Source organism: Vibrio sp. 1557 (assembly GCF_033340175.1).
Lineage (GTDB): Bacteria > Pseudomonadota > Gammaproteobacteria > Enterobacterales > Vibrionaceae > Vibrio > Vibrio alginolyticus.
The window spans coordinates 1-24,321 of record NZ_JAWOVZ010000009.1; the positions used below are offsets into that span (position 1 = coordinate 1).

Annotated in this window: 21 protein-coding genes; 11 read left to right on the top strand and 10 right to left on the bottom strand. The window is 45.8% G+C overall.

Features of this window, described 5'->3' with window-relative positions; genetic code table 11:
• The 4 genes from R7070_RS12585 to rpsU form a co-directional block, all read right to left on the bottom strand.
• Window positions 1–1,214 (bottom strand): RNA polymerase sigma factor region1.1 domain-containing protein (locus R7070_RS12585; protein WP_318141226.1); only part of this gene is annotated, 1,214 nt, incomplete at its 3' end.
• Between the two features lie 99 nt (window positions 1,215–1,313).
• Window positions 1,314–3,080 (bottom strand): DNA primase, encoded by a 1,767-nt coding sequence (gene dnaG, locus R7070_RS12590; protein WP_005379719.1) that lies wholly within the window; start codon window positions 3,078–3,080, stop codon window positions 1,314–1,316.
• A gap of 149 nt (window positions 3,081–3,229) precedes the next feature.
• Window positions 3,230–3,673, bottom strand: a complete 444-nt coding sequence (locus R7070_RS12595; protein WP_256900291.1) for a GatB/YqeY domain-containing protein — start codon at window positions 3,671–3,673, stop codon at window positions 3,230–3,232.
• 27 nt (window positions 3,674–3,700) lie between these two features.
• Window positions 3,701–3,916, bottom strand: coding sequence for a 30S ribosomal protein S21 (gene rpsU / locus R7070_RS12600; protein ID WP_001145625.1), 216 nt, complete (start codon window positions 3,914–3,916; stop codon window positions 3,701–3,703).
• Window positions 3,917–4,146: 230 nt separating this feature from the next.
• Here rpsU and tsaD point away from each other — a divergent pair, with 230 nt between their 5' ends.
• Together tsaD and R7070_RS12610 are read left to right on the top strand one after the other, a co-directional pair.
• Window positions 4,147–5,163 carry a tRNA (adenosine(37)-N6)-threonylcarbamoyltransferase complex transferase subunit TsaD gene (tsaD, locus tag R7070_RS12605; RefSeq protein ID WP_005379854.1) on the top strand — a complete coding sequence of 339 codons (1,017 nt, stop codon included), beginning with the start codon at window positions 4,147–4,149 and terminating at the stop codon, window positions 5,161–5,163.
• 176 nt (window positions 5,164–5,339) lie between these two features.
• Window positions 5,340–6,155: an alpha/beta fold hydrolase gene (locus R7070_RS12610; protein WP_213906560.1), complete on the top strand. Its 816-nt coding sequence runs from the start codon at window positions 5,340–5,342 to the stop codon at window positions 6,153–6,155.
• Between the two features lie 34 nt (window positions 6,156–6,189).
• On the opposite strand, the gene plsY is transcribed toward R7070_RS12610, so the two are convergent.
• Window positions 6,190–6,801: a glycerol-3-phosphate 1-O-acyltransferase PlsY gene (gene plsY, locus R7070_RS12615; RefSeq protein ID WP_005379857.1), complete on the bottom strand. Its 612-nt coding sequence runs from the start codon at window positions 6,799–6,801 to the stop codon at window positions 6,190–6,192.
• Window positions 6,802–7,051: 250 nt separating this feature from the next.
• Here plsY and folB point away from each other — a divergent pair, with 250 nt between their 5' ends.
• Genes folB through R7070_RS12630 form a run of 3 tightly spaced genes read left to right on the top strand, consistent with a single transcriptional unit; the run spans window position 7,052 to window position 8,708 of the window.
• A complete protein-coding gene (folB, locus tag R7070_RS12620) occupies window positions 7,052–7,411 on the top strand; it encodes a bifunctional dihydroneopterin aldolase/7,8-dihydroneopterin epimerase (RefSeq protein WP_005387458.1) in 360 nt (119 codons plus the stop codon).
• On the top strand, window positions 7,408–7,890 hold the full coding sequence (gene folK / locus R7070_RS12625; RefSeq protein WP_005387457.1) for a 2-amino-4-hydroxy-6-hydroxymethyldihydropteridine diphosphokinase: 483 nt from the start codon (window positions 7,408–7,410) through the stop codon (window positions 7,888–7,890). The genes folB and folK overlap by 4 nt, the downstream gene beginning before the upstream one ends.
• A 14-nt stretch (window positions 7,891–7,904) precedes the next feature.
• On the top strand, window positions 7,905–8,708 hold the full coding sequence (locus R7070_RS12630) for an undecaprenyl-diphosphate phosphatase (protein WP_017820255.1): 804 nt from the start codon (window positions 7,905–7,907) through the stop codon (window positions 8,706–8,708).
• Window positions 8,709–8,760: 52 nt separating this feature from the next.
• Here R7070_RS12630 and R7070_RS12635 read toward each other — a convergent pair whose 3' ends face one another.
• Entirely contained in the window at window positions 8,761–9,981 is a 1,221-nt protein-coding gene (locus R7070_RS12635) for a multifunctional CCA addition/repair protein (protein ID WP_005379907.1), read from the bottom strand.
• A gap of 137 nt (window positions 9,982–10,118) precedes the next feature.
• Here R7070_RS12635 and R7070_RS12640 point away from each other — a divergent pair, with 137 nt between their 5' ends.
• The 3 genes from R7070_RS12640 to ggt all read left to right on the top strand — a co-directional run bounded on the left by R7070_RS12640 (window position 10,119) and on the right by ggt (window position 14,425).
• On the top strand, window positions 10,119–11,735 hold the full coding sequence (locus tag R7070_RS12640; RefSeq protein ID WP_017820254.1) for an ExeA family protein: 1,617 nt from the start codon (window positions 10,119–10,121) through the stop codon (window positions 11,733–11,735).
• On the top strand, window positions 11,735–12,421 hold the full coding sequence (locus tag R7070_RS12645; protein ID WP_017820253.1) for a general secretion pathway protein GspB: 687 nt from the start codon (window positions 11,735–11,737) through the stop codon (window positions 12,419–12,421). Before R7070_RS12640 ends, R7070_RS12645 begins: the two co-directional genes overlap by 1 nt.
• Window positions 12,422–12,694: 273 nt before the next feature.
• Window positions 12,695–14,425 (top strand): gamma-glutamyltransferase, encoded by a 1,731-nt coding sequence (ggt, locus tag R7070_RS12650; RefSeq protein ID WP_085569661.1) that lies wholly within the window; start codon window positions 12,695–12,697, stop codon window positions 14,423–14,425.
• A gap of 88 nt (window positions 14,426–14,513) precedes the next feature.
• On the opposite strand, the gene R7070_RS12655 is transcribed toward ggt, so the two are convergent.
• The 3 genes from R7070_RS12655 to R7070_RS12665 form a co-directional block, all read right to left on the bottom strand.
• Entirely contained in the window at window positions 14,514–15,125 is a 612-nt protein-coding gene (locus tag R7070_RS12655) for a TIGR04211 family SH3 domain-containing protein (RefSeq protein ID WP_005379900.1), read from the bottom strand.
• A 178-nt stretch (window positions 15,126–15,303) separates the two neighbouring features.
• Entirely contained in the window at window positions 15,304–16,563 is a 1,260-nt protein-coding gene (locus R7070_RS12660; protein WP_005379898.1) for an inorganic phosphate transporter, read from the bottom strand.
• 131 nt (window positions 16,564–16,694) lie between these two features.
• Window positions 16,695–17,375, bottom strand: a complete 681-nt coding sequence (locus R7070_RS12665) for a TIGR00153 family protein (protein ID WP_005379896.1) — start codon at window positions 17,373–17,375, stop codon at window positions 16,695–16,697.
• A gap of 212 nt (window positions 17,376–17,587) precedes the next feature.
• On the opposite strand from R7070_RS12665, the gene R7070_RS12670 reads away from it, so the two are divergent.
• On the top strand, window positions 17,588–19,120 hold the full coding sequence (locus tag R7070_RS12670; RefSeq protein WP_158159554.1) for an inorganic triphosphatase: 1,533 nt from the start codon (window positions 17,588–17,590) through the stop codon (window positions 19,118–19,120).
• Between the two features lie 41 nt (window positions 19,121–19,161).
• Here the strand turns inward: R7070_RS12670 and R7070_RS12675 are convergent, their stop codons facing one another.
• Window positions 19,162–19,935 (bottom strand): potassium channel family protein, encoded by a 774-nt coding sequence (locus tag R7070_RS12675; RefSeq protein ID WP_025768395.1) that lies wholly within the window; start codon window positions 19,933–19,935, stop codon window positions 19,162–19,164.
• Window positions 19,936–20,040: 105 nt separating this feature from the next.
• Between R7070_RS12675 and R7070_RS12680 the strand changes: the two genes are divergently transcribed.
• Both R7070_RS12680 and glnE read left to right on the top strand, forming a co-directional pair.
• Entirely contained in the window at window positions 20,041–21,297 is a 1,257-nt protein-coding gene (locus R7070_RS12680) for a methyl-accepting chemotaxis protein (protein WP_005379890.1), read from the top strand.
• A gap of 113 nt (window positions 21,298–21,410) precedes the next feature.
• A complete protein-coding gene (gene glnE / locus R7070_RS12685) occupies window positions 21,411–24,254 on the top strand; it encodes a bifunctional [glutamate--ammonia ligase]-adenylyl-L-tyrosine phosphorylase/[glutamate--ammonia-ligase] adenylyltransferase (RefSeq protein WP_064368976.1) in 2,844 nt (947 codons plus the stop codon).
• The last annotated feature ends 67 nt before the right edge of the window (window positions 24,255–24,321 follow it).

Genomic DNA, 24,321 nt, shown 5'->3' on the forward strand with positions numbered 1-24,321 from the left:
CCACGGTTGGTGTATTTCTTCGCGATAGAAATTACAAGACGCAAGTTCGCTTCAACCATCTCTTTCTTCGCACGGCGAGCTTTTGCTTCACCGATAGACATACGACGGCTGATGTCTTTAATGTTCTGTACGTTTAGAGAAGTCTCTTCTTCAATCATTTTTAGCTTAGCGATTGAACGACGGATTTCTTCTTCGTTACGTTTGATCTTTTCAGCGTATGGCTTGTCTGAAGCAAGAACTTCATCCAGCCAAGCTTCACTTGATTCATTACCAGTGAACAGCGCGATGAATGATTTCTTCGGCATTTTGCCGTATTCAACCACTGACTTCATGATCAGACGCTCTTGTGTACGAACGCGATCCATAGCAGTACGCAGTTCATTCACTAGGTGATCAAACTGTTTAGGCGTTAGACGAAACTCGCGGAATACGTCTAGCATCATTTCATTAGCAACGGTTGCTTTCGGGCTGTTATAGCCGTACTCGTTGATTGCTAATTGAAGATTTTGATAGGTGCTGCGTAGTTGGTTGAATTTCTCTAGCGCTAATTCTGGATCGATACCTACATCTTCTTCAGAATCATCTGAATCGTCATCGCTATCTTCGTCGTCATCAACGTCTTCATCGTCTTCTTCTTCTAACTGAGATTCAGTCAGTTCAGAACCGATGTGTGTTGCCGTTGGTGCAGCGGTGTCGTCAGCATCTGGATCTACAAAACCTGAAATTAGGTCTGTAAGACGTAGTTCTTCAGCTTGAACTTTGTCAAATTGCTCAAGAATGTACGGAATTGTGCCTGGGTATTCAGCAACAGACGATTGAACTTGGTTAATACCTTCTTCAATACGTTTTGCGATGTCGATTTCGCCTTCGCGAGTTAGAAGTTCGACAGTACCCATCTCACGCATGTACATACGTACTGGGTCTGTTGTACGACCAATCTCACTCTCTACGCTAGAAAGTGCAGCGGCTGCAGCTTCGGCTGCATCTTCATCGGTAATATTTGTGTCATCGTTCAGTGCTAAATCATCAGCATCAGGAGCAGTTTCTACTACCTTAATGCCCATGTCGTTGATCATCTGAATGATGTCTTCTACCTGTTCTGAATCTACGATTTCAGCAGGTAGGTGGTCATTTACTTCGGCGTAGGTCAGATAGCCTTGTTCCTTGCCTTTAATAACAAGTGACTTTAGCTGTGACTGCGGATTGTGATCCATAGACGGTATCCAACTTCGTAATCTGGTGAAGGAATCAGTATGCGAAATGCAAACCACTTACTATAACAAATTAAATCGTTGCTGACTAATTAAACAGGGTTACGCTTTTAAATCTAGCATAAGTGCTAGCAGCTCCCTTTTCTCTTCGGCTGATAAACCGACACTTCTTGCTTTGGCCTGCAGGTTTTCAATTTGTTTTTCTACGCACTGGGCAATAATTTTATCCAGTGAGTCTAAAAAGATTTCTTCTTGGTTGTCCTCATCGAGTGGAATGTCCCAACTCGCGAGACGAGACAGAAGGGTCTCATTTTGGCTGTTTCGCCAATGCTCTAATAATTGGCCTGTGTTGATATGGGGATGCGCTTGGCATTTATCAAGTACATCAACAAATAAACTTAGACCAGGAATGGGCAAATCTCTAACGCTAGTTAGATCTGGCACCATACTTACGTATTGTGGGTTTTGAATCAGTAACGCGATCACTTCTCGCATCGGCGTTCGCTTGATTTCTTTATGAGGTTGAGGCCTTTTATCCTCTTTACCTTGTTTTGAAATTAGCTGCTGTAGTTGGCGTTCATCAACCAAACCCAAACGGCGGCCAAGCAATTCTCTCAAGTATAGTCTTAAAGTGCCGCCAGGGACTTTATCAATGAGAGGAACCGCAAGAGTACTCAGTTTTGCCATGCCTTCTTTCGTGCTCATATCGACCTGCTGAGTCAATGAGCTGAACATGAATTCAGACAAGGGCATCGCATTAGACACTTGCTGCTCAAATGCTTGTTTTCCGTTTTGTCGGATATAAGAGTCGGGATCTTCTCCGTCCGGCAAAAACATGAATTTTAACTGGCGACCATCCGTTAGGTAAGGCAATGCATTTTCCATGGCACGCCACGCGGCTTCACGGCCTGCGCGGTCACCGTCATAACAACACACGACGGTGCTTGTTTGCCTGAATAACACCTGCAAGTGATCGCCCGTTGTCGAGGTTCCCAATGAGGCAACGGAATAATCTACGCCATATTGAGCAAGCGCGACAACATCCATATAGCCTTCAACCACTAAAATTTGTGGTGGCTCACGATACGCTTGTAGTACTTCATATAGGCCATACAACTCTTTACCTTTATGAAATATCGGGGTTTCGGGTGAGTTGAGATATTTTGGTGTCCCATCACCTAATACTCGACCACCAAAGCCTATTACTCGACCGCGTCTGTCTCGAATAGGAAACATCACTCGACCACGGAATCGGTCGTAGCGGTTGCCTTTATCGTTTTCAATCAACATGCCGCCAGTGACGAGCATGTCTTGGTTTTCTTTATTCTGGCCAAAGTTCTTACGAACTAAATCCCATTCATCAGCCACATAGCCGATGCCAAACTTCTGGACGATTTCACCAGACAGGCCGCGATCTTTTAGATACTCAATCGCCACCTTACTTGCTGGCTGTTTGAGTTGGTTACGATAAAATTGAGCAATGCTGCCCATTAAGTCGTATAGGTTACGTTTTTCACTGCTGCTTGCTTGTGGGCCTGATTGAAACGAACCATTACCGCCGCTACGTTGTTCGCGAGGAACATCTAAACCCAAGTATGAAGCGAGTTCTTCAATGGCTTCGACGAATTCTAGTCGGTCGAATTCCATCAAAAAATCGATGGCATTTCCATGCGCGCCACAACCAAAACAATGGTAGAACTGCTTTTCTTGACTGACACTGAATGAGGGTGTCTTTTCGTTGTGGAACGGGCAGCATGCGCCGTAGTTTTTGCCTTTTTTCTTAAGTTTCACACGTGCGTCGATGATATCGACAATATCAAGTCGAGCTAGAAGGTCATCGATAAAACTGCGAGGGATGTGTCCAGCCATAAAACCTAACAAAAAAAGAAGATGATGAGTGGAGTGAATGCCTTAAAAGAATGAGCGTATTGCCCATTGATTTCATTCCATCCATCCAGATACAAACAAGCCGTGCGCTCCAAAGGATAGCACGGCTTGCTGCAATTGGGTGGGGTACCTTAAGCCAATTTAGCGCGAACTAAACCGCTTACTTTACCCATATCTACACGCCCTTGAATTTGCGGTTTCAGAACGCCCATTACTTTGCCCATGTCTTGCATGCCAGCTGCGCCAGATTCAGCAATCGCGTTCTCGATGAGAGCCGCGACTTCTTCGTCTGTCAGTGGTTGAGGCATAAAGTCCTCAAGAACGGTAATTTCTGCTTGTTCCGCATCAGCAAGATCTTGACGACCCGCTGCTTCAAACTGCGCTACAGAATCGCGACGTTGTTTAACCATCTTGGTCAATACTGCAAGAATGTCGTCATCGTTCAGAGTAATCTGTTCGTCAACTTCACGTTGCTTGATTGCTGATAGGGCTAAACGAATAGTACCAAGGCGCAATTTGTCCTTGGCTTTCATCGCTAATTTTTGCTCTTCTTTGAGTTGATCAATCAGAGCCATAACTAAATTCCTTTTGGAGCTCAGTTATTAGTACAGGCGAACGCGACGAGCGTTTTCGCGAGCTAGCTTCTTAGCGTGACGCTTTTGAGCTGCTGCTTTAGCGCGTTTGCGAACTGTAGTTGGTTTTTCGTAGTGCTCACGACGACGCACTTCAGAAAGGATACCTGCTTTTTCGCAAGAGCGCTTAAAACGACGTAGAGCAACGTCGAACGGTTCGTTTTCACGTACTTTAACTACTGGCATATGCCTTTCACCTCAGGGGTTATTCGTTAACGCTGGTATTCAACAGACCAAATCACAATTGTTAGGTCTCTTACCAGCTTGATCAAAAATGGTGCGGAATTTTAATCCGATCACAACTACTTTGTAAAGCCTTTTGTCGATTATTGTCTGTACAAAATTTGTTTGCAGCACCAAGGCGAGGTAATATGACGCCCAAATTTCCTCTATACAGAAAGCATACTGAGAAAACCATGCGCATTATTGGTATTGAAACCTCTTGTGACGAGACTGGCATCGCAATTTATGACGATGAAAACGGTCTCTTGTCACACAAGCTATACAGCCAAGTAAAACTGCACGCAGATTACGGCGGTGTGGTGCCTGAGTTGGCTTCACGTGACCACGTAAAGAAAACCATTCCTCTTATTAAAGAGGCACTAAAAGAAGCGAACTTAACTTCAAAAGACATCGATGGTGTCGCGTATACCGCGGGGCCTGGTCTTGTTGGGGCGCTATTAGTGGGTGCGACTATCGGTCGCAGTATTGCTTATGCTTGGGGAGTGCCAGCGGTACCTGTTCATCATATGGAAGGTCACCTATTGGCCCCAATGTTGGAAGATAACCCTCCACCGTTCCCGTTTGTGGCGGTATTAGTATCGGGCGGTCACTCTATGATGGTGGAGGTGAGAGGCATCGGTGAGTACAAAATTCTAGGTGAGTCGATTGATGATGCGGCGGGCGAAGCGTTTGATAAAACAGCGAAGCTAATGGGTTTGGATTACCCAGGCGGTCCACTATTATCTAAACTGGCGGAAAAAGGTACACCGGGCCGCTTTAAGTTCCCGCGCCCAATGACGAATGTGCCAGGTTTGGACATGAGTTTCTCTGGTCTAAAAACCTTTACGGCTAACACGATTGCTGCAAACGGTGATGACGAGCAAACTCGCGCGGACATCGCATTAGCATTTGAAGAAGCTGTGTGTGCTACGTTGGCTATTAAATGTAAGCGCGCGCTTGAGCAAACAGGCATGAAACGTATTGTTATTGCTGGTGGTGTGAGTGCTAACCGTCGTTTGCGAGCTGAGTTAGAGAAGTTAGCGAAGAAAGTTGGTGGCGAAGTTTACTACCCACGTACTGAGTTCTGTACAGATAACGGTGCGATGATCGCTTACGCAGGCATGCAGCGCTTGAAGAATGGCGAAGTGGCTGATATGTCAGTAGAGGCTCGTCCACGTTGGCCAATTGATCAACTAACACCTGTCGCTTAGTCAAATTTATGCGGTAGGTTTGAAACCGGTTCTGTGTAATAAAGGTCTCTGCTCCTCAGAGGCCTTTATTTTTAATTATTCAATGAACCGCCTCGTTTTACATTCTGACTGATGCGAGCAGTTCGCTATTGTTTCAGTGCTAGGATGACGTGGAAGAATAAGAAATGGATATAACAATGAATAAGTTTGAAATTGAAGGTCAGCAACTTGCTTATCTAGATAAAGGTGAGGGCCCTGTGCTTCTATTTGGTCATAGTTACCTTTGGGATAGCCAAATGTGGGCGCCGCAAGTTGAGGTTTTAAGCCAGTCATTCCGTTGTATTGTGCCAGATCTTTGGGCACATGGTGAATCGGACGCTGCACCTGCATCGACACAGTCATTGGCCGACTATGCACAACAGATGTTGGCATTGATGGATCATTTAGATATTGAAGAGTTCTCGATAGTGGGCTTATCTGTTGGCGGCATGTGGGGAGCAGAGCTAACGGCTCAAGCGCCGCAACGTGTTAAGTCACTGGTATTGATGGATACCTTCATTGGCTGGGAGCCAGAAGTTACGTATAAAAAGTATTTTGCAATGCTTGATACCATCAGCCAAGTCCAAGCAGTGCCTGCGCCAATTATTGAAGCCGTTGTGCCGCTGTTCTTTGCCAACAACGTCAATCAGGATAACCCTAAACTTGTCGCTTCATTCAAACGCAGTTTAGAAGAGCTGAACGGTGAGCGTGCGGTGGAAGTAGCTCGCATAGGGCGCATGGTGTTTGGTCGCCGTGATGTGATTGAGGATTCGGAAAAATTTGCTCTGCCGACGTTAATTGCAGTGGGCTGTGAAGATAAACCACGTCCAGTTTTTGAATCTTATTTAATGAAAGACTGTATCACAGGCAGTGAGTTGGTGGAGATTCCCCAAGCGGGACATATCAGTTGTTTAGAGCAACCTGAGTTCGTCAACCAGATGTTGTTGAACTTCCTGAATCGAGTTCATGCATAACCAATACATCCTTCTTTAAACGAAAAACTCGGTATTAAGCCGAGTTTTTTTGTGTCAGTTTTTTCTCGCCGATTTTTGGCTCGTCGCCAGACAAAAGCCGACGAATATTTTGATGATGCTTAAATACGATTAAGCAGCACAGCATAGCAACAGGTAACGTGTATTGCGGTTTAAACATCCAAGTATAAAACGGAGTGACCAAAACCGTGACGAGAGCCGCTAAGGATGAATAGCGGAATAGCGCGGCTACTGACAGCCAAGTTAACATTACCAATCCTGTTAAGTCCAAACCAATCGGAGCGATAGCGCCAAGCGCGGTTGCGACACCTTTTCCGCCTTTAAAGTGGAAAAAGATGGGGTACATGTGGCCAAGACAGGCTGCAATGGCGATGACGCCAAGAATGATAGGGTCGATACCAAGAAAGTATCCGCCCCACACGGGGATAGTGCCTTTGAGCATATCGCACAACAAGACTGAAACAGCGGCTCCTCGTCCGCCAATACGCAATACGTTCGTTGCTCCAGGATTGTTAGATCCCACACTGCGTGGGTCTGGCAGTTTTAAGAGTCGACAGATCAAAACCGCACTGGAAACCGAACCTAATAAATAGGCGGCCATTGTCATTATCAGTGCCAGTGCGTCCATAGAAGTCCTTGATGGATTGGAATTTAATGCTCGGTTCCCGCGTAGTTGCTATCATACCCCGAATTTACATAATGCAGAAATCCTCACTGTGATAGAGCTTGCATTATGTGATTTCTTGTATATAAAGATGCTTTCGCAGTTTATACCTAAGTAACATTGTGATGACCAAAGTAAATGTTACTTAGGTATAGAATACTACGATCAAATTACCCCTCACGGGTATCCGACCTCTGTAATAGAAGGACATAAGATGGCTCTGGATAAAGTTTTTATTGAACAGTTAGAAGTAATCACCACCATTGGCGTGTACGACTGGGAACAACAAATCAAACAAAAGTTGGTTCTAGATATTGAAATGGCACACGATAATAAACCTGCGGGCAAAAGTGATGATGTGCAAGATGCACTGGATTATTCGCAGGTGAGTGAGGCGGTACTTAACCACATTGAAAATGGTCGTTTCTTACTGGTCGAGCGCGTGGCTGAAGAAGTAGCAGAGCTTATCATGCAGCGTTTCTCTGTGCCTTGGGTGAAAATCCGCCTAGCGAAGCCTGGCGCCGTGCCGCAAGCACGTGCTGTTGGTGTGGTGATTGAGCGAGGACGAGCATGATCACCACTTATATCGGTGTTGGGACGAACGTAGAAAGAGAGCAACATGTGCTTGCTGCGTATCAGGAGCTGCAACGGCTTGGAGAAAATCTCCTCGTATCACCGATATATGAATGCGAACCTATTGGTTTTAGCAGCAAGAATTTCTACAACTTTGTCGTTGCAATGCGTACCGAGTTGTCATTAGAAGAGTTGAGCCATCAACTACGCGAGATTGAATTTAAGTGGGGACGCGAAGAAAACGCGCAAAAGTATCAGGATCGAACACTGGATCTCGATATAGTGTTGTTCGGTGAGCGCGTCTCCAAGAAAAAACCTGAGCTACCTCGCAGTGATATCTACAAATATCCTTTTGTCACAAAGCCGCTGTATGATCTCGAACCGCAATTAGTGATCCCAGGCGATGGACGCACAGTCGCAGACATTTGGCATGCTATGCAGCCAGTCGATTCGCTCAAACCCGTTTCCTTTCATTTTTAATTTGAGTTGTTTACATGAGTTATTTTGAAGCCTTTATTTTGGCTCTGATTCAGGGGCTGACAGAGTTTTTGCCTATCTCAAGCTCTGCCCATTTGATCCTGCCTTCCGCTATTTTAGGATGGGAAGATCAAGGTCTGGCCTTTGATGTTGCTGTTCACGTCGGTACATTAATGGCTGTCGTGATCTATTTTCGTCATGAAGTAATCACTTTGTTTCAAGCGTTATTTGCTTCGATCTTTAAAGGAGATCGCAGTAAAGAAGCTAAATTGGCTTGGATGATCGTGATTGCGACGATTCCAGCTTGTGTGTTCGGCTTATTGATGAAAGACATCATTGAAGTGTATCTACGTAGCGCTTACGTCATCGCGACTACTACGATCGTATTTGGCCTGTTGCTATGGTGGGTAGACAAAAACGCTAAACTCGTTGCCGATGAATACCAAACGGGTTGGAAGAAAGCTGTATTTATCGGTATTGCTCAAGCCTTAGCGATGATTCCTGGAACTTCACGTTCAGGGGCGACCATCACAGCAGCGCTTTACCTTGGCTTTACTCGAGAAGCGGCTGCCCGATTTTCGTTTTTAATGTCGATCCCAATCATTACATTAGCTGGTAGCTACTTAGGCATGAAGTTAGTGACCAGTGGTGAACCTGTCCATGTTGGTTTCTTAATGACTGGCATTATCACATCGTTTATCAGTGCGTACATCTGTATCCACTTCTTCTTGAAGATGATTTCACGAATGGGCATGACACCGTTTGTGATTTACCGTCTCATTTTGGGCGTCGGTTTGTTCGCTTTTCTATTAAGTGCATAATTGATGTTAACGAAAAACGCCCGCGAAATGCGCGGGCGTTTTTGTTTGTTCGTTACTTCTTAAGTGCTGCTTTCACTGCTTCAATACGTCGTTTTTCTTGCTCGTCACGAATCGCAGGGCCTTTAAAGCCCTCTTTGATAATGGCTTGAACGTCAACTGCCGCTGCTGCTTGGTAGGCTTGCCTAAAAATATCCGCCTGTGGATATGGTTGCGTTTCCAGTCCTTTACGACCAGCGTGATCCGCTTGGCAGCAAAGCAAGATATCTTGCAGACGTTCGGACTTACGCCACACATCAAGTTTATTGAGTATTTTAATTATGGTTTGTGGTTTAAGTTCAGCCGCGCGATGAATATTGGAGTGCTGTTCGCACACCATCAAGGCTAAATCACGAAACTCATTTGGTACCCGGACACGTTCGCACAGCTTTTTGATCAGTTTTAATCCTGTATGGCAATGCATTTTGTGGCTTGGCCATTCGCTCTCTGGCGTCACGCCCTTACCCAAGTCATGCACTTGGGCGGCAAACCTGACGGGGAGTGAGTTACTCAATTTTGCGGCTTGCTCTGCCACCATCAAAGTATGGATGCCAGTATCGATTTCTGGATGCCACTTCTCAGGTTGAGGTACGCCAAATAGTGCATCAATTTCAGGTAACACCACGGTTAATGCACCACAGTCTCGTAGAACCGATAAGAAAATATCAGGGCGAGGAGTAGAGAGAGATTTATGCCATTCTTGCCAAACACGCTCGGGAGTCAGTGTGCTCAGCTCTCCGGACTCTGCCATGTGACGCATTAACCGCATGGTTTCGTCGGCAACCGTAAAGTTTAGATCAGCAAGCTTCGCTGCGAAGCGAGCGACACGTAAAACGCGTAGAGGGTCTTCAATAAAGGCGTCTGATACATGGCGTAGCAGTTTATCGTTGAGATCTTGCTGGCCACCATATGGGTCATGGATCGTGCCATCACTCTCCATTGCCATCGCGTTAATGGTTAAATCACGACGTATCAAATCTTCTTCTAAGGTGACGTTTTGATCGAAGAAACATTCAAAACCAGTGTAACCAGAACCTGACTTTCTCTCTGTTCGTGCAAGGGCATATTCTTCTTTACTTTTGGGATGCAGAAATACAGGAAAGTCTTTACCAACGGCGGTGTATCCTTGGGACAGCATCATCTCGGGCGTCGCGCCTACGACCACCCAGTCGTTGTCATAACTATCAATTCCGAGCAATTTATCTCGAACTGCGCCACCTACTAAATAAACTTGCACGAATTACCTCTTAATTTATGGATATGCCGTTGGACATTGTAGCAAGCAATGGTACTTTTCTTTACTCCTAAGAATAGAAGAAGAGCGTTTATACCATGTCTGACTATTCCCAGGTGGTTTTTTAGCTGGAGAGCCTAATGTATAAGGACTTTTTTGGGTTTGTCGAACAACCATTTTCGATTGTTCCAAACTCACGTTATTTGTATTTAAGCCAACGTCACAAAGAGGCAATCACACATCTCCAAGCTGGGCTAGGCGATGGCGGTGGCTTTGCTATGCTTACTGGCGAAGTAGGTACAGGCAAAACGACCGTCGCAAAAGCGATGCTGGCGAATTTGGGTGATAACACCAAAGCGGGTCTTATTCTCAATCCCACGTTTTCGAGTAGAGACTTGCTCGAAGCCATTTGCGATGAGTTCAAAATCACCTATCCGCCAGATGCAAACCTCAAACAGCTAAACCAGGTTATCCATCAATATTTGCTGCGTAATTATCGTTCAGGCTGGCAGACATTGCTGGTCATTGATGAGGCTCAACACCTTGCCGCCGACGTTCTAGAGCAGTTGCGCTTGTTGACCAACTTGGAAACCGATACCAGAAAATTGCTCAAAGTGTTGTTGGTCGGGCAGCCTGAATTGCAGCGGTTATTACAAACAACACAACTACGCCAACTTGCCCAGCGTATTACCGGGCGTTATCACCTGTTGCCGTTGGATGAAAAAGAGACAGAAGATTACATCGCATTTCGACTACATACAGCAGGTGGCGACCAGCAACTGTTTAATCGTGCTTCTTGTAAACTTATAGCCAAATACAGTCACGGTATACCGCGGCTCATCAACCTTATCTGTGACAAATCCCTCAACATTAGTTATCACCAGGGTAATGTGGTGGTGGATAAGCAAACCGTTCAGCAGGCCTGTGAAGAGGTGATGCAGTTTCAGGCAGATATTTATCAGCAAGATAAAAAAGAGCGCCGGACTTTCCGTTGGCCTGCTTGGGGCTCTGTCACGGTAGGCCTTATTGCTGCATTAAGTACGGGGTGGGCGGTCGTGAATTATATGCCAGCTCAAGCGACGTCAGTGTTGACACAAGTGACGGAGCCAAGAGTAGAGCCAACACCAACCGTCGTCAGCCAACAGTTAACGGATGAGCAGCGTGCTTTATTGTTAACACAAAAACAGTCGAACCTCGCTGTAAATGATTTGTATCGTTTGTGGGGGTATCAAGCATCGGTTCGCGATAACCTTTGTTTGTCAGAACCGCAGTCGACTATGCGTTGTGAGCGTAAAATGGCGACTTGGCCGCTGTTGATGCAACAAAATCGCCCTGTGATCTTGGAGTTGAATTATCAAGGTGATGTTGGGTATGTCATTCTATATGCCGTCGGTAATGACCAAGCTGAAGTGCTCAATGGTAAGCAGCGTCTCCGTCTGCCAATTTCATGGTTAAAGCCGTTGTGGCAGGGCAATATTATCGAACTGTGGCATGCTCCGCTGAATGAAACATTACGTTTAGACATGGAAGGCCCTGCGATTGAAGTATTAGACCGATTATTAGCAGAAGCGGTGAGTGAGCCACTGCTTGAAACGTCTATTTTTGATGGTGCGATGAAAGAGCGAGTCGAGTTATTTCAACGCTGGCAAGGAATTGGTGTCGATGGTATTGCAGGTAAGCGAACGCTAGACCGACTTCAGCAAAATGTTCAGCCAGATGCGCCTCAACTGGCGAGAATAGAGAAGGAGGACGCATAATGTCAGCTGTGAAACATATAGGTCTGTTCTTGCTGCCAATCACTGCTTCTGCTATTGGAGTCGCTTGGTACTTAGATCTCTTTGCACCGAGTGTTGAAGTAGATACAACGTCCCCGATAGAAAAGGTCGAAGTGGTATCACCTTTCAAAGTATTAGACTATCCAGAGAACACCCAGTTGGCCCAATTGCCAAGAGAGTGGCCAAGTGCAGAGCTATCGCGTGATTTTGGTACATTTACCACCCCCGATGAATACACGAGCCATACACCAAGCAGAGATGAAACACGCAACTCAGCATCAACCCAAACGACTTCTCCTGCTGAAGAGGACCTCGGGTTGTCTTTGGATGATCTGGATTTATCCTCATTATCTCCTGATTTAGCTAGGAAGGTCGAAAATGCCTTATCCCGAGATGATGACAACTCTTCATCACAAACGGCACGCGTGAACGATTTAGAGCGCAACGCTCACCAGTGGCAAGGGCGTCTACCTGCGCTTAATTTGCAAACCCATATGTACGCTAGTGATGAAAATCGCCGTTGGGTGAAAATTAACAATGTTGAGTATCATCAAGGGGATGTCGTTGATGATCAGGTCACTCTAAGAGAAATACAACCGCAAGCTGTGATTGTTGAGTTCCAAGGTGAGCAAATTCGTATACCAGCGTTGTATGAGTGGAAAGGCTAACTCTTGTAGAAACACATCAAGCCAGCGAAATCATATCGCTGGCTTTTTATTTTTCAGAGCATCTTTTGCATCTATTCTGGTGATGATTTTTAGATACTCAAACAAGCAAAATATAGCTTTTCTCAGTCGTTTAAATAGCACCAATATCATTCATCTATTGATAGCGCGATTCCAGTCAGCGTTGTGTAAAAAGACACCATTTTCACGAACTTCGGAGTAATGACTTGGTCCACGTTAGACCCCATCACATAATAGGAGTCTAAACAGAGACACATGCGTATTCTGATTTTTTCTTTAAGCATTGTTGCATCGACAAGCTATGCAGCAAAGCCAGACCCATTCCCAGTTACACCAGATAGTCGCGGGCAAGATTTCATGGTCAGTGCGACGAATCCTTACGTGAGCAGTACCGGTTACTCAATATTGAAAGAAGGCGGTAACGCTGTTGATGCCATGGTCGCGATGCAGATGGTGATGTCTGTCGTTGAGCCAGATATGACCGGAATTGGCGGCGGGACTTTCGCGCTGTTTTATCAACATGACGAGAAAAAATTTCTGGCCCTTGATGGTCGAGATGAAGCGCCCTCTAGCGCGAACCCTGAAATGTTTGTTGAGAATGGGGAAGTACTCAGTCGCAACGAAATATTAGGCCCTCGTTCTGTTGCGGTTCCGGGCACATTGCGGTTGCTTTACACCACTCATGAACAATACGGCAAGTTGCCATGGGCAGAGCTGATTAAGCCGGCGATTACATTGGCGAGCAATGGGTACGCGATGAACAGCTACACCTACGACATCGTAGTAAGAGAGCAAAGCCGACTTGAGCAAGATCCGGAAGTGAAAGCCTTGTATTGGCAAGGGGACGATATTAAGCCGACGGGAACCTTGATGAAGAACCCTAAGATGGCTGAGACGCTGAGGAAGATCGCGCAACAAGGCGATCGTTACCTTTATGGTGGTGAGCTTGGTCAGCACATCGTAGAGACGGTTAATAGTCGTATTGACGACCAACACGAGAAGTTGTCTTTAGAAGATTTTAAACATTACCAAGTGAAGCAGCGTGACATCATTGAGAGCGACTACCGTGGGAATAAAATCGTCTCTTTTGGTTACCCAGCTTCGGGCGGTGTGATGGTCGCTCAGAGTCTTGAACTGCTCGCACCCTATGACATTGCCCATATGGCGAAAACGGATGTGGAACCTTGGCGTCTCATGACTGAAGCGATGCGAATAGCAAAAGCCGATCGTATTGCGTATGCCGGAGATCCGGATTATGTGGAAGCGCCAGTTGAACAGTTATTGTCTAAAGCCTATCTAGATCAGAGACGTGATTTAATCCCTGATAATGGCACTTTAAAAGAGGATCCAAAAGCAGGACAGATAACGCAAACTCAGTATGCGCAATATCAAGGCTTCGAGAGCAAAGATACAGGGCATATTTCTATCGTCGATAGAGATGGAAATGCAATTGCGATGACCAGCACGGTAGGAACGGGTATGGGCTCGGGTGTGATGGTCGATGGCGTTATCTTGAATGCGCAGATGGCTAACTTCTCACCTCTGCCAACGGTTAACGGCAAACCTACACAAAACTCAATTGAAGCGGGCAAGCGTCCACGTTCGGCTATTACGCCATTAATGGTGATGGACAGTGATGATAATTTGCGTTTGGTGGTTGGGTCACCAGGTAGTTCACAAATCCCGGGGTATGTACTCAAAACCGTGGTTGGGGTGCTGGATTGGAACTTATCAGCGCAAGAGGCTATTGACTTACCAAACATTCAGTACGGCACCAAAATAGACCGCACTAAGCCTTATGACCCGACTGGCTTGCTGGTGGAAAAGAAAACGTTCGCAGAAATGCTGGTGCCTGAGTTTATGGAGCTTGGCTACCCAGTGCACGTTATTCCAGTGGTAAGCGGTTTGAATGCAATTGAGCTAAAAGATGGCAAGCTTTATGGCGCAACGGATCGTCGTCGAGCCTCTAGTTCAATGGGGGAGTAGTACTCACTTCTATCAAACGAAGCAAACTAAAAAGCCAGTCAATATCGACTGGCTTTTGCGTTCTTTTTAAAGATAAAAGCGTAAGGGTTTATGCCCAACCCGCAGGAGAGCGCTTTCTACGAGGCATGACATGCGGAAGAATCAAACCAAATAGTAAACCTAAACCTGCAACACCGCCGCCATAAGTGAAGTACTTAAGCAGCATGTCATCTTTTTGTGTATCCAGTTTTGCGCGTAGCTCGCGGTTTTCTGTTTCAACAGAAGTAAGCTGATCGCTGATCTCAGAGTATTTATTTTCTAGATCTGAAATTTGTTGGTTACGTGTTTCGAGAGAGGTAACAAGACCGGCTTTCTCTGCATCAGAAGTTTGACGAGCATTAGCAAGCTGCTCTTTTACTTCGGCTAGCTCTTTCTCAATGCGAGGAAGGCGAATTGCCATGCTCTCTTGGTTTGTCACAAACTTGCTTTGTACCCAACCAGTGCGACCACGGTCATCACGAACTTGCGTATAGCCAGTATCTCGGTTGGTTTTAATCAGTTGTACTTTAGAACCGGCGTTAACACTACCAATAATACGGTAGGTGTTATTTGGACCTGAGTGCATAAAAGTGAAGAGGTCATCAGAAATATAACGGTCTGCTGCTAGGGCCGCTGGCGCTGCTAGCAAAGTAAACAAAACCGTGATGATTAGTTTTTTCACAGTAAATCCCTTAACGATTTTTCTTGGAGACAGCGTTGGCACCGAATGATTGGAGCCGGAAATAGACGAATAGTATGCAGTTTCAAACCTCGGTGCAACAAAGAAGGGAGGCAAAGCCTCCCTTTCTGTGCGTTTGAGTCAATAATGACAAAGCGCTTACATTCTATTGACGAGTGTCTTAAGCGAACATCGCTTGAAGTCCGTAGAAGAATACTACGGCCAATAACGCACCCGCTGGTAGTGTAACGATCCATGATGCCACGATGTTACGAACTACGCCTAGGTTCAGTGCTGCGATACCACGAGCAAAGCCAACACCGAGAACCGCACCAACCAATGTTTGAGTGGTTGAAATTGGCAGGCCTGTACCAGACGCTAGAACTACTGTACATGCTGTTGCTAGCTGTGCTGCAAAACCGCGGCTAGGCGTTAGCTCAGTGATGCCTGTACCAACAGTTGCCATTACTTTGTGACCTAGTGTTGCAAGACCGACCACGATACCAATACCACCAAGAGGTAGAATCCACCAAGCGATGGTGCTTTTCGTGCTGATTTCGCCCATGTGTTCAACAGTCGATACGACAGCAGACAGCGGACCAATGGCGTTTGCAACGTCGTTTGAACCGTGTGCAAATGCCATCGCACAAGCGGTGATAACCATCAGAACGCTGAAGATACCTTCCACGCCAGAAAAGCTGCGGTCTTCTTCGCGATTAGCGAATTTTTTCTGGATGTATACGTAGCCGCCAATCATCACAAGTGCTGAAACTGCTGCTGCCCACATCCAGGCTTCACCATTGGTCAGGTGAAGACCAACGTGTTTTAGACCTTTTTTGATGGTTACAAGTGCAATCACCATTGTTGTGATGAACATGTAAACAGGTACAAAACGTTTCGCATTAAACAGAGGGTTCTCTGTATCAAAAATCAGGCGTTGTGCGCTGACAAAGATAACGTAAGCAAAGAAACCTGAAATCACTGGCGTAATAATCCAGCTACCAACAATGCCTTGAACGCTGCCCCAGTCAACCGCTTCAGTACCTACTGATACGCATGCAAAACCAATGATTGCACCGATGATTGAGTGAGTCGTTGATACTGGCCAGCCCATGTAAGAAGCAAGAAGCAGCCATGTACCTGCTGCCAAAAGCGCAGACATCATTCCGTAGACAAGAACATCTGGTTGACTAGCAAATAAAGAAGTTTCGATTACACCTTTACGGATAGTGTCGGTTACTTCACCGCCTGCAAGGTAAGCACCTGCAAATTCGAAGATCATCGCAATGATGATAGCTTGTTTTACAGTTAGCGCTTTTGAACCTACAGATGTACCCATCGCATTAGCAACGTCGTTCGCGCCAATACCAATCGCCATCATGAAACCAAAAATCGCTGCAACAATAATCAGGACAGTGCCGTAGTTCGCAAGGATATCCATCGTAATACCTAGTTGTTTTATAACAAGCGGAACAAAATTTTACGCGCGCCAAACCATAAGACGATGAAAATAGTCATCGTCCCTATGACACGTGCTAATTATGCTCTTCGTTATGTCGTTAACTTTATGTTTTAAGATCGAGATAGCATGACTTCCAAACGAGCACCTACGCGCTGCGCTTGGTCGGCAATACCACCTACCCATTCAAGAATCTTGTATAGGAACATGACATCGATAGGGTTCATGTCAGCTTCAATCACCATCAACTGTTGGCGAAGTTCAATCTGCATGGCATCGGTATCATCTTCGATAACGTCTAATTGATGAATCATTTCAGCGACGAGCGTCACTTCACGGCCTTTGAAGCCGGTTTCTAGCAATTCATCAAGTTCATTGATTACCTTTTGCGCCTGATCGGCAGCATCAAGACAACGTTGAACGTAAGCGAGGAAGTTTGGTTGGAGAGCCTCAGGGATGACAAGTTGACGACCATATACACGGCCAGCAATGTCTTTTGCCAGGTTTGCAAGTTTGTCCTGTTGAGTCAAAAGCTCAAGCATGTCAGTACGGTCGACTGGCATGAACAAACCGCGAGGCAGTTTTAGACGGATTTCACGTTTCAGCACATCCGCTTCTTTCTCTAGGTGAGAAATTTGTGCACGGATTTCTGCTGCTTTTTCCCAATCACCCTTTGAAGATACTTCAAAGAATTTCACCAAGTGTGAACAACATTCGTTGACACACACAACGTGGCGTTGCAAAGGCTTAATTGGGGACTTTGCAAATAACCCCATAATTGTATTTACTGGCATGGTCATTCAACCTAATAACTATAACCTTAAAAAAACATACACCATTTCTGAGTGCTTGGCGAAATGTTGAACGATGGCTATAAAGGCGCGCATGGTAACGCATTAAATCGCTCATTAAAACTGTTTTAGATCATCATTCCGGCGATATTTCTCTCTTGCCGTGTGAGAAATTACGCAATATCCTGTTTCTATCTGCTTTGAAAGGTATAGCTATGGAAACCGAAATAGAACTGAAGTTTTTTGTTTCTCCTGAATTTTCAGAAACTTTAAAAGAAAAAATTTCTGAGACAAAAGTACTTCAGCATAGTTGTCGTGACTTGGGTAACACCTATTTTGATACTGCCGATAAATGGCTTCGAAAGCACGACATTGGTTTAAGAATTCGCCGTTTTGATGATGTATTCGTCCAAACCGTAAAGACAGCAGGACGCGTCGTCGCAGGCTTACATCAAAGACCAGAATACAATGCTGAGCACACTAGCGACGAGCCTAATCTGTCGCTTCATCCTCTAGATATTTGGCCTCCAGGTAAAGATGCAGAAACGCTGCAATCCGAGCTTATGCCATTATTCTCGACCAACTTCACACGTGAACAATGGCTGATTGGCATGCCCGATGGCAGTCAGATTGAAGTTGCCTTTGACCAAGGCTTAGTTGTAGCCAAAGGTGAAGACGAAGAAGAGAAGCAAGAGCCGATTTGCGAAGTTGAACTGGAACTTAAGTCAGGCCAAACCGAAGCTTTATTCACGCTGGCACGCAGCTTTTGCGAGCAAGGCGGTATGCGCTTGGGTAACTTGAGCAAAGCGGCGAAAGGTTATCGACTTGCAAGTGGTTATGCGGGTGATGAAGTAAAATCATTGGCACTTGTGGACAGTAGTCCGACGGATACCGTTGAATTTTGCTTGATCAACTCTTTAGAGCACGCTTTGTCTCATTGGCATTATCACGAGCAAATTTATGCTGAGCGTGACAGCGTGGAAGCACTGCGTGAAATCAATAATGCCATTCGTTTCATTCGTCAAACATTGACTATTTTTGGCGGGATTGTCCCTCGTCGCGCGAGCGCGATTCTGCGCCAAGAGCTTAAATGGTTGGAAGAAGAACTGAGTTGGTTGGATGAGCATGCACACCTTGAAGAGCTTTTAGATGACAAAGGCAATGTGCTGCGCAAGTTGGATGCGCGTAAGTTCTTAGTATCTGAGTTGACTCAGCAGTTACAAGAGTTGCCAAGCCGTGAAGAAGTGCTAGGGTTGCTCAATTCCGCGCGTTACACAGGGTTACTGCTGGATCTAAGCCGCTGGATCTTGGCGCGCGGTTGGCAGCCATTTCTTGATGAAAAAGCACGTGAAAAAATGGCAAGTAACATCATGCCGTTTTCAGTTACTCAGCTCGATCGCACTTGGGCTGAGCTAATGGAAGCTTTCCCAGCAGAGCGCGATTTGACGGCGCAAGAGTACGTTGATCAGCGTTATCGCTTATTGCGTAACCTCTATACTGGTATTGGTTTCGCGAGTTTGTATAACTCGGATGAGCGTAACAGCTTCCGTTTACCATGGGCGGATCTGGTGCATGGTATCGATGATCTGCTAATGCTGAACCACTTGCTCCCGTTGGTTGATATGCTGGAAGACGCAGAAAAAGAGCAGTTAGAACGCTGGTTGCACCGTCAAGAGCGCTCAATTTTGCATGCAATGGATCAAACCCGAGCGATCAGTATGGAAGTACAGCCTTATTGGCGTGAATGATCGTTCTGGTGGTAACGACAAAAAAATAGGACCGCATGGTCCTATTTTTTTGTCTCTGTTTTACGTTGTTGTAGCTCTTTTTCCATGAAATCGAGTCGTTCTAGTATTTGCGCTTGTTGGGTTAGGAGCTGCTCGAGCATACGTTCTTTATTGATTGAACTGTGTGTCTGTTGTTTCGTTGGGGCAGTAAGGATAGAGGTGATAAGACCCGAGATCATACCAAAGATACCCACCCCGCAAACAATGATGATGACAGCCAAAAACTTTCCTATGGAGGTCACAGGATAATGATCGCCGTAACCAACCGTTGAGATCGTTACAAATACCCACCACAAAGCATCGGCGCCAGTGCGAATATTCGCTTCTGGGTTTTTCGCTTCGATAAACAGCATTGCACTAGAACCGAGCGTTATGAGGATAACCATCAATAGCAGTATAGAGGCGACCGTAGTTTCGCGGCGGTTTTCTTTGAGCTGATGCAAAATGAACTTTGACGAACGCAGTACTAATACCACTCGCATAATATGAAAAATACGAGCAAAGCGCAGGGGCTCTATCAATGGGATGCTCGCCACGAAATCTATCCAATGACGTTTAAGGAATAACCAGCGATCTGTGGACCGGATCAAATCAATGGTGAGCTGTAGTAGAAAAATACTACAGATTATGAAATCCAGACCGATAAGAACTTGACGGGTTTCGTGATCGATCGGGAAAAACAACAAGCCAGAGATCACAAATAGTGCCATAAAAGACAATATTAGTGACAACAGGCCCATCGGTCGTGTGCTGTCTTTGATATCATTGTTTTTCATACGAAGCTCAAAATAAATCGCGTAACCACGCAAAGCGCGAACATAACTATAAGTAATATAAAGATTATAGATAAAGACTATATAAGACTCGGTGGAGAACTGACAATGGAAAAGCTGGCATTTAAGCCATGGGAAAGGGTCATATCCGACATTCGACTGGTGCCTAAAATGGTCATGTTGATGGTCTTCAGTACTGTCCTGATCGTGGCAAAACAACTGTGGGACGCAAACACTTTTTACGACTCACTTTTAGCGGCGACACAAAACGCGCAAGTTGCCCAACAGCATTATGAAGCATATTTAACGCAAGTTGCTTGGCAAACCGCCTTATTGATTGTGGTTTTTGTCGTGCTCTTATTAGCGGCGGCTAGAGTGATGTTGCGTCAAACACAGTATCTGAGCGACGCGATCAAACTGATGGCGAGCAAGAACCTCTCTGTTCCATTTGGTATGGATTGTAAAGATGAATACGGAGACGTGGCACGTGAATTAGAAAAGACACGTCGACAATTGCACGATGTTATTCAAATGCAAATTAATGCGTCTGATGAATTATCAACGCTCACCGAAGTCATGACGCTGAGCATGTCGGAAACGAAGGAATCGGCGCAAGAAGAGTTTAACGAAATTGATCAACTTGCTACGGCGATGAGTGAAATGTCGTCGACGGTCCAAACGGTTGCGGAACATGCCCAGACGGCATCTTCTCTAACAGAGCAAGCTTCCGCACAAGCAATTTCTGGTCAGCAGTTCTTGCAAAGTACAATGGCGAAAATGAGTGAACTTTCGTCGGATATCGCTTCATCGGCACAAGCGGTTAACCAAGTTGAAGAACGTGTTGAAGCCATTGGTAGCGTTGTAGGGACGATTCAAGGCATTTCTGAACAAACCAACCTGCTTGCACTGAATGCGGCGATTGAAGCGGCGCGAGCTGGCGAGGCTGGGCGGGGTTTTGCTGTGGTTGCAGATGAAGTTCGTAACCTTGCCCAACGTACACAACAAGCGACGGTAGAAATTCAAGAGATGATCGCACAGCTGCAAACCAGTGCTGAATCTGCGGTAGAACTCATGGAAAAAAGCGTTGTAGAAGCGGCAGATGGAAACGAGCTGGTTTCTAATGCTGGATCTGAGCTCGATGGTATTGTTGGGCAAGTGACGCAAATCAATGACATGAACTTCCAGATCGCGACGGCGTCTGGTCAGCAAAGCAGTGTTGCAGAAGAGATGAGCCAAAACCTCACCAATGTACGTGAGTTGGTTGAAGCCTCAGTTGTTGTTGTTACCGAGCTGCTAGAAACCTCTGAAATGATGCAAAATAATGCAGGTGAGCTAGACAAGAAGATCAAATCTTTCCAAGTTTAATATTCGATCCCGAACTTTTGATAAAACGCCCACAAACCTTTTGTGGGCGTTTTTATTTGCTTTCAGTCTGGTATAAAGAATGAGTTACCGTGCTTTTCAAACAAGGAAGAAAAATGCAGCTGCCTTCGCCACTGATTTCTATCGCTGAATCTGCCGTACAAAACGCCCAAGACGCAGGTTATTTTCCCCTTTGGCCCGATGAGGTTGCGCAGCAATTTCGTTATGTGGCGGGCTTAAGCCAGTTTATAACTGAAGCCATTCATCGCGATGAAGTCCTAGCCCGTGAGTTGCCAAGTATGTTAGCGCAGCCAAGTCGTCAGGAGTCTTACCGCTCACGCCTTGCTGAACTGTTGGAACAATGTCCTGATGAGATGTCTGGTCATCGCGTATTGCGTCAGTTTCGCAATCGAGAAATGGTGTACATTGCGTGGAAGGATTTCACGCATGCATGGTCTCTAGAGACGTCTTTAAGCCACTTATCTGAGTTGGCAGAAGCGATGATTTTTGAAACCTATCAATGGCAATATCAAGTGTGTTGTCAGGAGTGGGGCACGCCAACAAGTGAGGACGGTGAAGTGCAGCCGATGTTAATTATCGGCATGGGGAAACTGGGTGGTGGCGAGCTAAACTTTTCTTCCGATATTGATCTAATTTTCACGTATCCAGAGAATGGCGAAACCCAAGGCGCACGCCGCAGCATTGCCAATGCCCAGTTCTTTACTCGTCTTGGTCAACGCATCATCAAAGCGCTCGACCAACAAACCTTCGATGGTTTTTGCTACCGCGTCGACATGCGACTTCGCCCATTTGGAGAAAGTGGCCCCTTGGTAATGAGCTATGCCGCACTTGAAGATTATTACCAAGAGCAGGGGCGAGATTGGGAACGTTACGCGATGATCAAAGCTCGGGTGATGGGATGTGAGATGTACCCGCAGTATCAAGAGCTACGCCAAATGCTGCGCCCTTTTGTTTTTCGTCGTTATATTGATTTCAGTGCGATTCAATCTTTGCGTCGAATGAAGTCGATGATCAGTAGCGAGGTTCGCCGCCGAGGGTTGAATAACAACATTAAGCTAGGTGCGGGTGGCATTCGAGAAATTGAATTTATCGCTCAAGTTTTTCAATTGATTCGAGGTGGTCGAGAACCTTCTTTACGTAATCGAGGGCTGTTGGAAACGCTGCAAGGCATTGAAGAACTGGCATTGCTTACTCCACAAGAAGTCAGCGATCTAGAAGCCGCATACAAGTACTTGCGTCAATTAGAAAACTTGTTGCAAGCAATGGCGGATAAGCAAACCCAGACGCTGCCTGATTGCGAAACCGAACGCTTAAAGCTCGCCACCGCGATGAAAATGAGCTGTTGGGAGCAATTGATTGAGCAAACCCAGCAGCATATGGCAAATGTTCACCAAGTTTTTGAATCACTAATTGGTGATGATGAAGAAGACGAGGGGACTACCGTTGCTCGTCATTTTCATGAGCTATGGGATATGGCCGACAAACAAGATGTTCTTGAGCATATCTTGCAGCAGGATATTCAGATTGAAGACTTTGCTTCATGCGCGAAAACCATCATCAACTTTAAAACCGATCTGGCCAAAAAAACGTTAGGCCCACGTGGACGCGAAGTGCTCAATCGTTTGATGCCGAAAGTGTTTGATGCGGTCTTTGCCCATCCTGATGCACAGTTTGGTTTATCTCGTGTACTTCACTTGCTACACAACATCTGCACTCGCACGACTTACTTGGAATTATTGGATGAGCATCCAGCGGCTCTGGTGCAGCTCGTACGTTTGTGTACCGCAAGCCCAATGATTTCAGAGCAGCTGTCTCGTTATCCTATCTTGCTTGATGAGTTGATCGACCCTGCGCAGCTGTACAATCCCATTCCATTAGACAGTTACCGTACAGAGCTACGTGATTATTTGGCGCGTATTCCTGAAGATGATATGGAACAGCAAATGGAAGCGTTGCGTCAGTTTAAGCAAATTTGTATTTTGCGTATTGCAGCGGCAGATATTGCTGGCGCATTGCCAGTGATGAAAGTGAGTGACCATTTAACTTATTTAGCGGAAGCTATCGTTGATGCGGTGATCAGTCAGGCTTGGTTGCAAGTGTCTGAAAAGTACGGCGAGCCAACGCATGTGAAAGATCGTGAAGGTAAAGGCTTTGCTGTAATTGGCTATGGTAAAGTCGGAGGGTGGGAGCTCGGCTATAACTCCGATTTGGATATTGTCTTCATGCATGACTGCCCCGTCAATGTCTACACTGACGGCAAGAAAGAGATTGATGGTCGTCAGTTCTACCTTCGTTTAGCACAGCGTATCATTCATATTTTCTCCACTCGCACCGCTTCCGGTATTTTATACGAGGTCGATACCCGATTGCGTCCGTCCGGTGCATCGGGTTTGTTGGTTAGCCCAACAGACGCGTTCGACGACTACCAACATCAAGACGCGTGGACATGGGAACATCAAGCACTTGTCCGCGCGCGCATGATTTATGGTGATGAACCACTGGCAATTGCATTTCACAATACGCGGCATGATGTGTTGTGCAAAGCACGCGATCAAGCTGAACTGAAAAAAGACGTTGTCGAAATGAGAGAAAAAATGCGCGGTCATCTTGGGGGGAAAAAGCCGGGCCGCTTTATGCTCAAGCAAGATGTAGGTGGGATTACCGATATCGAATTTCTCGCTCAGTACCTAGTGCTCAACTATAGTCACGATAAGCCGAAATTGACGCGTTGGTGTGATAATGTGCGCATCTTTGAAACGCTCATTGCGCAAGATGTTATGGACGAAGACCAAGCAATGCAGTTGATACGTGCTTACACGACAATGCGAAACGAAATACACCGCCGAAATCTACTTAATTTAGACGCTGATGTGGTGGAAGATAAGTTTGTTGCCGAAAGGGAGTGGGTAAAACAGGCTTGGAATCAGTGGTTCAGTTAAGACCATATATTTAGCCTCGATAAGGGCTGTGATAAACTCACTTCGATTTAATTTTTGGAGACCAACA

Excerpts from the sequence above, each read along its gene's own strand:
- dnaG (WP_005379719.1), bottom strand. The coding sequence starts at position 3,080 with ATGGCTGGACACATCCCTCGCAGTTTTATCGATGACCTTCTAGCTCGA.
- R7070_RS12595 (WP_256900291.1), bottom strand. The coding sequence starts at position 3,673 with ATGGCTCTGATTGATCAACTCAAAGAAGAGCAAAAATTAGCGATGAAA.
- rpsU (WP_001145625.1), bottom strand. The coding sequence starts at position 3,916 with ATGCCAGTAGTTAAAGTACGTGAAAACGAACCGTTCGACGTTGCTCTA.
- tsaD (WP_005379854.1), top strand. The coding sequence starts at position 4,147 with ATGCGCATTATTGGTATTGAAACCTCTTGTGACGAGACTGGCATCGCA.
- R7070_RS12610 (WP_213906560.1), top strand. The coding sequence starts at position 5,340 with ATGAATAAGTTTGAAATTGAAGGTCAGCAACTTGCTTATCTAGATAAA.
- plsY (WP_005379857.1), bottom strand. The coding sequence starts at position 6,801 with ATGGACGCACTGGCACTGATAATGACAATGGCCGCCTATTTATTAGGT.
- folB (WP_005387458.1), top strand. The coding sequence starts at position 7,052 with ATGGCTCTGGATAAAGTTTTTATTGAACAGTTAGAAGTAATCACCACC.
- folK (WP_005387457.1), top strand. The coding sequence starts at position 7,408 with ATGATCACCACTTATATCGGTGTTGGGACGAACGTAGAAAGAGAGCAA.
- R7070_RS12630 (WP_017820255.1), top strand. The coding sequence starts at position 7,905 with ATGAGTTATTTTGAAGCCTTTATTTTGGCTCTGATTCAGGGGCTGACA.
- R7070_RS12640 (WP_017820254.1), top strand. The coding sequence starts at position 10,119 with ATGTATAAGGACTTTTTTGGGTTTGTCGAACAACCATTTTCGATTGTT.
- R7070_RS12645 (WP_017820253.1), top strand. The coding sequence starts at position 11,735 with ATGTCAGCTGTGAAACATATAGGTCTGTTCTTGCTGCCAATCACTGCT.
- ggt (WP_085569661.1), top strand. The coding sequence starts at position 12,695 with ATGCGTATTCTGATTTTTTCTTTAAGCATTGTTGCATCGACAAGCTAT.
- R7070_RS12660 (WP_005379898.1), bottom strand. The coding sequence starts at position 16,563 with ATGGATATCCTTGCGAACTACGGCACTGTCCTGATTATTGTTGCAGCG.
- R7070_RS12665 (WP_005379896.1), bottom strand. The coding sequence starts at position 17,375 with ATGCCAGTAAATACAATTATGGGGTTATTTGCAAAGTCCCCAATTAAG.
- R7070_RS12670 (WP_158159554.1), top strand. The coding sequence starts at position 17,588 with ATGGAAACCGAAATAGAACTGAAGTTTTTTGTTTCTCCTGAATTTTCA.
- R7070_RS12675 (WP_025768395.1), bottom strand. The coding sequence starts at position 19,935 with ATGAAAAACAATGATATCAAAGACAGCACACGACCGATGGGCCTGTTG.
- R7070_RS12680 (WP_005379890.1), top strand. The coding sequence starts at position 20,041 with ATGGAAAAGCTGGCATTTAAGCCATGGGAAAGGGTCATATCCGACATT.
- glnE (WP_064368976.1), top strand. The coding sequence starts at position 21,411 with ATGCAGCTGCCTTCGCCACTGATTTCTATCGCTGAATCTGCCGTACAA.